This is a genomic window from Mycobacterium sp., assembly GCF_035653355.1.
Taxonomy (GTDB): domain Bacteria; phylum Actinomycetota; class Actinomycetes; order Mycobacteriales; family Mycobacteriaceae; genus Mycobacterium.
The window spans coordinates 1-8,924 of record NZ_DASRBZ010000070.1 but is presented as its reverse complement, the minus strand read 5'-3'; the positions used below and the strand labels follow the sequence as shown (position 1 = coordinate 8,924).

The window sequence follows — 8,924 nt, the reverse complement described above, 5'->3', positions numbered from 1 at the left end:
GCTTTGCGGCTCGGCGGTCGGCGATGCGACTGAGGGCTTCGGTGATGGCGGCGCGGCGTGCACAGTTGGCTGCGCCTGCACAACCGGGGTCACCGCCTGGGCCGGGGGCGGAGCCGGTGCTTGCGCGATGTGCGGCGTCGGCGAGCTGTGGGCGACCCGGTCGACCGGTCGGGAGCCCTTGTCGGGTATCACACGTAAACCGACGGCCAGTGACAAAGAAGTCACGAAGGTCAGCGCGCCGGCAATCAACACCGTCAATGCCCCGGCAGATGACGATGGCCGTGGCTGCAGCTGCGCCGGATCGGTTGGCGACAACTCGATCACATCGGCCGCGGTGAACTCAGTGCTCTGAGCAGACGCCAGTGCCGCGCCCCGCGCCAAGGCCAGGTGCGCGGCATTTTGCGCGAAAACCGGTACAGGTAAAGCATCTTCGAGCTGCCACGAGATCGAATCCAGTTCCGCATCCGAGCCGACGACGACAACGCCCCGCGGCTGCCACGACCTTCGGTTGAAGATGGTTGTCAGCCACTGGAGCAGGCCGTCAGCGCCGCCGCCCACATGTTTGACGGCCGTACGTGTTTTTTCACCGGAGACGCTGACCATCACGACGGTGGTCGAGTCGCCCTCGATGACACACACTGCGGTCTTGTCGTAGCCGATCACGGGTGCTAGTCCGCGCGCCAAGGTCTCTGCAGCTTGTGTCGACCGAACCGGTACGACGTTGTCAAAGCCGGCGCCGGTCAACGACTCCAACAGCAGCGCCGCCTCAGCGGCCACGTCGTCGCTCCACGTGACACCGATGACATGCACCCGCCGATCGAGGGCGGCCGCCACCTCCTGTGCTCGAAACACGGCAGCCGCCACCCGTTTCGCGGTGTCTATTGCGCGCATTCCTCCGCCAGTACGCACCGCGAGATCGTCGTGGTCCAAGATGCTGCCGTCTGCCTCGTGTCCGTCGACCAAGACCCACCCGACGATGGTCGGGGTCATCGAAAGCCCAAGTACCGTATCCAAATTCGCACCTCAATCGTGCCCGAAAGCCACCGGCGCCACGCGCGACGGGTCTAAACCTGACACGGTGTTTCGCGAGCGCCGGAATGGACCGGGACAACGTGGTCTTCGTCGGCCTATCCCGGGCGAGCCTACGCGAGGCGGTGAAACTTTAGCGGATTGGGTGCCGAAAGCCGAGGCGCCCCGGCGCGCCCGTCGCAGTGCCGTTCGTCGAATCCGTTAAAACCCTTGTCGAGTGCCCATTGCGATTTACGCGGTGGACCGTGTCAGCGTCGTTGCCGATACAGAATCGAGATGTTTTCGCGTCCTGATCGACATACCGGCTTCCCACAAGGTAAGTTTTGCCGAGGTGACCGACGGCACACACTGAAGGGGCACAGGTATGACAGACGTGAGCGAGAAAATGCGCGGCTGGGTGCGGCGACTAACGGTCGCCGCCGTTGCGGCCGCCGCTCTGCCGGGCCTCGTCGGCCTTTTCGGTGGGGCAGCGACCGCAGGGGCGTTCTCCCGGCCGGGTCTGCCGGTCGAATACCTGCAGGTGCCGTCGGCTGCGATGGGCCGCAGCATCAAGGTTCAGTTCCAGAGCGGCGGGGCCAACTCGCCCGCGCTGTACCTGCTGGACGGCCTGCGCGCCCAGGACGACTACAACGGCTGGGACATCAACACTCCAGCCTTCGAGTGGTACTACCAATCCGGGCTGTCGGTCGTCATGCCGGTCGGCGGGCAATCCAGCTTCTACAGTGACTGGTACAACCCCGCCTGCGGTAAGGCCGGCTGCACGACCTACAAGTGGGAAACGTTCCTGACCAGCGAGCTGCCGGGTTACCTGTCCTCCCAGAAGAGCGTCAAACCGACGGGCAGCGCCGCGGTGGGCATCTCAATGTCCGGGTCGTCGGCGTTGATCTTGGCGGTCTACCACCCGCAGCAGTTCATCTACGCCGGCTCGTTGTCGGCCTTGATGGACCCCTCACAGGGCATGGGGCCATCGCTGGTCAACCTTGCGATGGGCGACGCCGGCGGCTACAAGGCCGCGGACATGTGGGGACCGTCCAGCGACCCGGCCTGGCAGCGCAACGACCCGTCACTGCATATCCCCGAGCTGGTCGGCAACAACACCCGGCTGTGGATCTACTGCGGTAACGGCAAGCCGTCCGAACTCGGTGGCGCCAACCTGCCGGCCGAGTTCCTCGAGGGCTTCGTCCGGACCAGCAACCTGAAGTTCCAAGACGCCTACAACGCCGCGGGCGGCCACAACGCCGTCTTCAACTTCCCCGACAACGGCACCCACAGCTGGGAGTACTGGGGTGCCCAGCTCAACGCCATGAAGCCTGACGTGCAGGGCGCGTTGGGTGCGAGCGGCGGGGCTGCCTGAGACCAGATATCAATACACTGCGCGTGACGGCCACCCACCGTCACGCGCAGTGTTTTTGTAGCGTCCGCTTACCGCTGGGCGAAGCGCGGAATTGGTTGCCCGCCTCCCCTTCCCGTAGCCAAATGGCACGCGCACAATCGACATGGAGCAATGGAAAGGGAGTGTGCGATGAAGGCCCAGGTTGGTGACTGGTTGGTCATCAAGGGTACGACAGTTGCACAGCCAGACCACCGCGGGTTGATCACCGAGGTGCGGTCAGCGGATGGGTCGCCGCCGTACGTGGTGCGGTGGAACGGCACCAGCCAAGAAGCGACTGTCTTTCCCGGTCCGGACGCGATCGTGCTCACCTCCGCAGAGTTGGAGCACGCTGACGAGCGGGCGCGGTCGCGGGCGATCAAAACATAGGCGAGACCCGGCCTAGCGAGCTCGACCGAATTGGTCGCTGATATCGGTCCACGCCGTCGTGTCGGTGCGATGATCACTGACATTGCGGCATTGGCCGTAGAGGCGCGCAACGCCCAGGGTCGGGTAATCGCTGTCCCGATAGATGATGGCCGTGACGCCGTCCTTGTAGAGGGTTTTGCCGTACACCCGCTGGGTGGGCTCTAAGCCCTCGTGCCAGCCCTGAGCGGACATGGCGGCCGCGATGCCCTGGAAGTAGCGATCGGTGCGGACATCGGCGGGCACCGTAAAGGTCAGGTAGATCGCGCCCTGATACGGCGGATCATGTTCGTTTCTGCAGGACATCAGCATGTAGCCCGCCGCGGCTTTCTGCAGCCTGCCGATCGTGACGATTTCTTTGGCCGGCTCGACGACTTCCGCCTTGCTCTGGTCGTCGGTGACCGCATGGTCGGGATGGTCGAGGTAGTCCGACGGCGACGAATGAAGCCTGCCGATCGACACAAACGCTCCGCCGAGCAGCAGCGAAATCGCGAGTGCGGCGGCAATGAGCGGCCGGGCCGCCGCGGATCGCGACCACTCCGGGCGAGCACCGTTGCTGCTCCACCGGTCGATGTGTTGCGTCAGCGTCATCAGGCGATCCGGCATCGTGGGAGAGGCCAATCGCCACCAGGCTAGCCGCTACAGAGCAAGCCCACCGGCCCGATCGTCGGCTACCCGCCAAGCGCAGCGATGAGTTCCTTGATGCGGGCAGCCTCTTCCTCGGTCGGAGTCTCGTCGGCCTCGAGGGCATCGAGCAGATCTGCCCGCAGCCCGGCACCGTTGGCCGTCTCCTGCGCGGAGAGTTTGGCGCGCCGACGAGTGACATAGAGCTGTTGTCCCAAAGTGGCGCCCGGTGACGAAGCGGCCTTGGCCATTAGATCGTCGTAGCGGGTTCGAACTCCGCTTAGCGCCACGATTACCGACGGCGTGGCCCGGCTTCGCGAAGCTGCCGTGGTCAATGCGGCCTGAAGCTTTCGCAGCCCGGAAAGGATCACTTTCGCGCGATCGGAGAATTCCGGATCGTTGGTATCCGGCAGGGCATCAATCGCTGCAGTAAACATTTGCATCGCCGCTTCGGCCAAGCTGACGATGACTGGCGCCTCACCGTCGTCTGGCGCCGACCCAGCCTTGAAGCGGCTGTTGCTGGGGGTGGCCTCGGTGGTCTGCGTGTCGATGATGATCACCCCGTCTTGATCGTGGGAGACGACGTCGAAACGCTAGCGCGTATCGACCCGCTATACAAGGGTTGCAAGCGCCGCCACGGTTGCTTCGGCCAGGGCGGCACCGATGACAACAGCGCCAGGAAATTCCGGCACAGACAACGCGCCGGCAAAAGCAGTACGCAATTGCCAGGCGAGCCGGAACCTCGCTCTTGTGCACCTGCCTTATCGCGTTCAGAGTGAATACATGGCGGAACAGAAAATGATCGAGCATTGGCTCCAAGGCTGTGCGCTGCAGCGGATCATGTTTCGCGACGGACTCGTGTTGAACTTCGAGGATTACAACGAACTCGTCATCTCGGTGCCGCTGCGCTTGACGCTGCCGGCTACCGGCAACGCGCCCGTCGAGGTGGTCACCATCAATCCGCACGACACCACGGTCGAAGAGCGCCCGCTGTTCGACTTTTCCGGGGCTATCTGCACCGGCGTGGTCTGGTATGACACCGGCGACTTGCACCTGGAGTTCTCGGATGGTCACCAGATCAACGTTTCTCCGGACCCGCGTCGCACGGCTTGGGAGTTGTACGGCAAGCGGCACGGCTACGCCGCCTGCCTGGCGCGCGGCAAGGTCCGAGTGGTCCGGCACGACATCCCGGACGAAGGTGACGGCGACTAGGTGAACGGCCGGTGCTGCCGGGATAGTCGCGGATGACCGAATACTGGAACCACAACACCGCTTATCACACGTGGATTCTGAGAAGAGCCGCTAGCGGCCGCCACCACTGCTTGGACGTCGGCTGCGGAGACGGTCTGCTGCTGCAACGCCTGGCTCCTGTGGCGCGCACGGTGACCGGCATCGATGTCGACCAGCCGGCGCTTTCTCGCGCCCGCCATCGCGTCGCACAGTTTGCCAACGTGGCGGTCGAGCACACCAGTTTCGAGCACTTTGATCCAGGCCCCGCGCGTTTCGGCATTATCACCTTTGTCGCCAGCATTCACCACATGGATTTTCCGGCGGCGCTACAAAAGGCGCGCTCGCTTCTGCTACCCGGGGGCGAGTTGCTGATTGTCGGATTGGCTGCGAACAAATCACTGACGGATTGGATGGTGTCGGCTCTCGCGACGCCGTTCGCCTTTGCGGGGTCGCGATGGCACCGCGAAACTCGAGACATCGGTTTACCGGTCGCACAGCCGCAGGAAAGTTTGAGCGAAATTTCGGCGGCTGCCCGCCAGGTGCTTCCCGGTGTGTCGATCCGCCGAGCCATGTACTACCGATATCTCCTTCGCTGGCGCAATTGCAGCAGCTGAGGCCCCTCGACGCCGGTCACCGAGGTCGAGCCCGCCGCTAACGCGATTTCCATATCGGTAACGCTTTGGCCACAAGTTGCGAAACGTTCGACATGAACAATCTGCGCAGGCCATTGGTCAAAGCCGCGGGCACCGGACTATTGGTTGCCGCGGCAATGGCACTCTCGACCGGTGTCGCAAACGCCGACAGTATGAACTGGGATGCGGTCGCGCAATGCGAGTCCGGCGGCAATTGGGCGGCCGACACGGGCAACGGTCAATACGGTGGCCTGCAGATCAGCCAAGCGACATGGAACGCCAATGGTGGCATCGGCTCACCGGCAGGCGCCAGCCGTCAGGACCAGATCCGCGTCGCAAACAGAATCCTGGCCACCCAGGGGCCAGGCGCATGGCCGAAATGCGCCAACAGCAGCGGCGTACCGTCCGCGGTTTTGCCCTCGCCGGCGCATCATTTGCTCGCTACGACCAATCGCATTGTTTCGATGTTCGTGCCGCACTCGTGAAAATCCCCGTTTCCCACCGCTGGCCATGGCCGAACATGCTTGGATCAGCCCATGCAAGGCTCGGTGACCCTTCATATAGCAGCACCCGCGGACAAGATCTGGAACCTGATCGCGGATGTGCGCAACCAAGGGCGGTTTTCGCCGGAGACCTTCGAAGCGGAATGGATCGACGGCGCGACCGGCCCCGCGGTCGGGGCACGATTCCGCGGCCACGTCCGGCGCAACGAGATCGGGCCGGTGTACTGGACGACGTGCCGGGTAACCGCCTGTGAACCGGGCCGCGAGTTCGGGTTCGACGTGCTGGTGGGCGACCGACCGGTGAACCACTGGCACTACGAGTTGACACCCCGCGACGGCGGCACTGACGTCACCGAATCATTTCGGCTCAGTTCTTCGCCGCTGACCGGCCTGTACTACTGGGTGTTCGGTGGATGGCTGCGTCAGCGCCGCAACCTCCGCGACATGACCAAAACCCTGCACCGCATCAAGGACGTCGTCGAGGCGTGAGATCGGTCTTCATCACCGGGGCCGGCAGCGGCATGGGCCGCGAAGGCGTGAAGTTGTTTCACGCCAACGGCTGGCGAGTCGGTGCGGTCGACCGCAATCCCGACGGCCTTACTTTCCTGGGTCAGCAGCTGGGCGCCGAGCGGCTGTGGACCCGCCCGGTGGACGTCACTGACAAGGCGGCTTTTGACGCTGCGGTGGCTGACTTCTGCGCGGGCAATCCCAATGATGGCCTGGACATGATGTGGAACAACGCCGGGATCGGCGAATCCGGCTGGTTCGAGGATGTGCCCTACGAGGCCGCCATGCGCGTCGTCGATGTGAACTTCAAGGCGGTGCTGACCGGCGCCTACGCCGCACTGCCCTATCTCAAGAAGTCGACGGGCAGCCTGCTGTTCTCGACGTCGTCGTCGTCAGCCACCTACGGCATGCCGCAGCTTGCGGTGTACTCGGCGACCAAGCACGCCGTCAAAGGCCTGACCGAAGCGCTGAGCGTGGAATGGCAGCGCCACGGCGTGCGGGTCGCCGACGTGCTGCCCGGTCTGATCGATACCGCGATCCTGACGTCGACGCCGTCGCATTCCGAGGCGGGCGCCCGCACCCGCTCCGCGGAGGAGATTCGGGCCACCGCGCCCAAGAAAGGCATGTTCCGCTTGATGCCGGCCAGAAGCGTCGCACAGGCAGCGTGGCAGGCCTACCACCACCCGAGCCGGTTGCACTGGTATGTGCCGAAGAGCATTCAGTGGATCGATCGGCTCAAAGGCCTGAGCCCCGAGTTCGTCCGCGGCCGCATCGTCAAATCGCTGCCCGCGCTGGGCCGCAACCAGCAGTAAGCGAGACTCGTCGAGAGATGCGAAGACATGGAGGTTGGTTAGTGCAGCATCGCGCAATCGCGGTGTCCGCGTTGGTCGTCGCCGCTTCTGTCTGCGGATGCTCTCAGTCGCAGATCGTGTCCCACAAGGCCGCGCGGGTGACGGTCGGCGGCAACACGCACACCACCCGCGCCCCGCGGTGCAGTCAACTGCAATCGTTTTGGACCGTCGACATCGCCGGCCGCCCAGGCGATATCGAGGCGGTCGTGTTGTTGCGGGGCAACCGGGCCATCCCCAAATGGGTGAAGATCTCGGATTTCGACGGGTTCACCGGCAGCTTCTGGCAAGGCGGAGTGGGCGATGCCGCTGCTCACCTGGCCCACAACACCTTGACCATCACAGGCAGCGCCTACGGCATCAACAGCGCCCATCCCAACAAAGTCACCACCACAGACTTCAAGATCACAGCCGACTGCTGATTCAATCGCGGCTGAGCCGATAGGCTTGGCCGCGTACCACTCCGTAATTCCCAAGCCACGGAGACGCGTTGAGGCAGAGATTGCATTGGCTGGCGCTGCATGGCTTTATCCGCAGCGTCGCATGGCTGGGCGCGGGGCGCGGCGATCCGCAGGGCCGCTTGATCGCAGATCCGGCCGTCAAGGCTGACCCGGTGCCCTTCTATGAAGGACTTCGGCGGCACGGCCCCTTGGTCCGCGGCCGCATCAGTTACCTCGCCCTAGACCACGACGTCGCGCAGGAAGTGCTGCGGTCGGAGGACTTCCGCGTCCTCTCGATGGGGTCCAATTTGCCTGCCCCGCTGCGGTGGCTCGAGGCCCGCGTCCGCGACGACATGCTGCATCCGCTGCGGCCGCCCTCCCTGCTATCGGTGGAGCCGCCCGAACATACCCGCTATCGCAAGACGGTGTCGTCGGTGTTCACGCCCAGGGCGGTCGCGGCGTTGCGCGATCGAGTCGAGCAGACAGCGACCGCTCTGCTCGACGAGCTCGCCGACGAGCGGGGCGTCGTCGACATCGTCGAGCGGTATTGCTCGCAGCTTCCGGTCGCGATTATCAGCGACATCCTCGGCGTGCCGGACAGCGACCGGGGGCGCATTTTGGAATTCGGTGAACTGGCCGCGCCCAGCTTGGACATCGGACTGCCGTGGCGCCAGTACCAACAGGTGCAGCGTGGCATCGCGGGATTCAACTTCTGGCTGGCCGACCATCTTCGCCAGTTGCGGCGGGCGCCGGGCGACGACCTGATGAGCCAACTCATACAGCTGGCCGAAAGCGGAAGCGCTGAAACGCATTTGACCGAAACGGAGCTGCAAGGCCTCGCGGGTCTCGTGCTGGCTGCCGGGTTCGAGACCACGGTTAACTTGCTGGGTAACGGGATTCGGATGCTGCTGGACACCCCCGAGCACCTGCGCACGCTGCGTGAGCGCCCGCAGCTGTGGCCCAATGCGGTCGAGGAGATCCTGCGACTGGACTCGCCGGTTCAGCTCACCGCGCGGGTGGCCCGCACCGACACCGAATTGGGCGGTAGGGCGATCGAGCGCGGCAAGATGGTGGTGGTTTACCTGGCCGCGGCCAACCGCGATCCGGAGGTGTTCACCGACCCGCATCGGTTCGACATCGAACGGCCCAACGCCAACCGGCATCTGGCGTTCTCCGGTGGCCGGCACTTCTGCCTGGGGGCCGCGCTGGCCCGTGCCGAGGGCGAGGTGGGGCTGAAGACGTTTTTCGACCGCTTTCCCGACGTGCGGTCCGCCGGGGCGGGCAGCCGGCGCGATACCCGGGTGCTGCGCGGCTGG

The 8,924-nt window shown here is 64.6% G+C and carries 12 protein-coding genes; 9 read left to right on the top strand and 3 right to left on the bottom strand.

The genetic code is table 11. The features are described from left to right. Positions 1-1,014, bottom strand: a 1,014-nt coding sequence (locus tag VFA16_RS02310) for a DUF7159 family protein (RefSeq protein ID WP_324966260.1), incomplete at its 3' end; no start/stop codon positions are given. 379 nt (positions 1,015-1,393) lie between these two features. On the opposite strand from VFA16_RS02310, the gene ag85B reads away from it, so the two are divergent. Together ag85B and VFA16_RS02300 are read left to right on the top strand one after the other, a co-directional pair. Next, entirely contained in the window at positions 1,394-2,383 is a 990-nt protein-coding gene (ag85B, locus tag VFA16_RS02305; protein ID WP_324966259.1) for a diacylglycerol acyltransferase/mycolyltransferase Ag85B, read from the top strand. Positions 2,384-2,551: 168 nt separating this feature from the next. Next, the gene (locus VFA16_RS02300; protein WP_324966258.1) at positions 2,552-2,788 is read left to right on the top strand and encodes a DUF1918 domain-containing protein; all 237 of its coding nucleotides are present in this window, start codon (positions 2,552-2,554) and stop codon (positions 2,786-2,788) included. A 12-nt stretch (positions 2,789-2,800) separates the two neighbouring features. On the opposite strand, the gene VFA16_RS02295 is transcribed toward VFA16_RS02300, so the two are convergent. Both VFA16_RS02295 and VFA16_RS02290 read right to left on the bottom strand, forming a co-directional pair. Then, positions 2,801-3,415 (bottom strand): hypothetical protein, encoded by a 615-nt coding sequence (locus tag VFA16_RS02295; protein ID WP_324966257.1) that lies wholly within the window; start codon positions 3,413-3,415, stop codon positions 2,801-2,803. A gap of 80 nt (positions 3,416-3,495) precedes the next feature. After that, a complete protein-coding gene (locus VFA16_RS02290) occupies positions 3,496-3,891 on the bottom strand; it encodes a hypothetical protein (RefSeq protein ID WP_324966261.1) in 396 nt (131 codons plus the stop codon). Positions 3,892-4,231: 340 nt separating this feature from the next. Between VFA16_RS02290 and VFA16_RS02285 the strand changes: the two genes are divergently transcribed. From VFA16_RS02285 to VFA16_RS02255, 7 genes are all read left to right on the top strand, one after another. Continuing rightward, positions 4,232-4,660 carry a DUF6188 family protein gene (locus VFA16_RS02285; protein WP_324966256.1) on the top strand — a complete coding sequence of 143 codons (429 nt, stop codon included), beginning with the start codon at positions 4,232-4,234 and terminating at the stop codon, positions 4,658-4,660. 32 nt (positions 4,661-4,692) lie between these two features. Then, positions 4,693-5,292 carry a class I SAM-dependent methyltransferase gene (locus VFA16_RS02280; RefSeq protein ID WP_324966255.1) on the top strand — a complete coding sequence of 200 codons (600 nt, stop codon included), beginning with the start codon at positions 4,693-4,695 and terminating at the stop codon, positions 5,290-5,292. Positions 5,293-5,384: 92 nt separating this feature from the next. Next, positions 5,385-5,795, top strand: coding sequence for a transglycosylase family protein (locus VFA16_RS02275; protein WP_324966254.1), 411 nt, complete (start codon positions 5,385-5,387; stop codon positions 5,793-5,795). Between the two features lie 51 nt (positions 5,796-5,846). Continuing rightward, positions 5,847-6,302, top strand: coding sequence for an SRPBCC family protein (locus tag VFA16_RS02270; protein ID WP_324966253.1), 456 nt, complete (start codon positions 5,847-5,849; stop codon positions 6,300-6,302). Beyond that, the gene (locus VFA16_RS02265) at positions 6,299-7,132 is read left to right on the top strand and encodes an SDR family oxidoreductase (protein ID WP_324966252.1); all 834 of its coding nucleotides are present in this window, start codon (positions 6,299-6,301) and stop codon (positions 7,130-7,132) included. Before VFA16_RS02270 ends, VFA16_RS02265 begins: the two co-directional genes overlap by 4 nt. 41 nt (positions 7,133-7,173) lie before the next feature. Then, the gene (locus VFA16_RS02260) at positions 7,174-7,590 is read left to right on the top strand and encodes a lipoprotein LpqH (protein WP_414687616.1); all 417 of its coding nucleotides are present in this window, start codon (positions 7,174-7,176) and stop codon (positions 7,588-7,590) included. Positions 7,591-7,658: 68 nt separating this feature from the next. Further along, positions 7,659-8,924: cytochrome P450 (locus VFA16_RS02255; RefSeq protein WP_324966250.1), on the top strand; the 1,266-nt coding region annotated here is incomplete at its 3' end.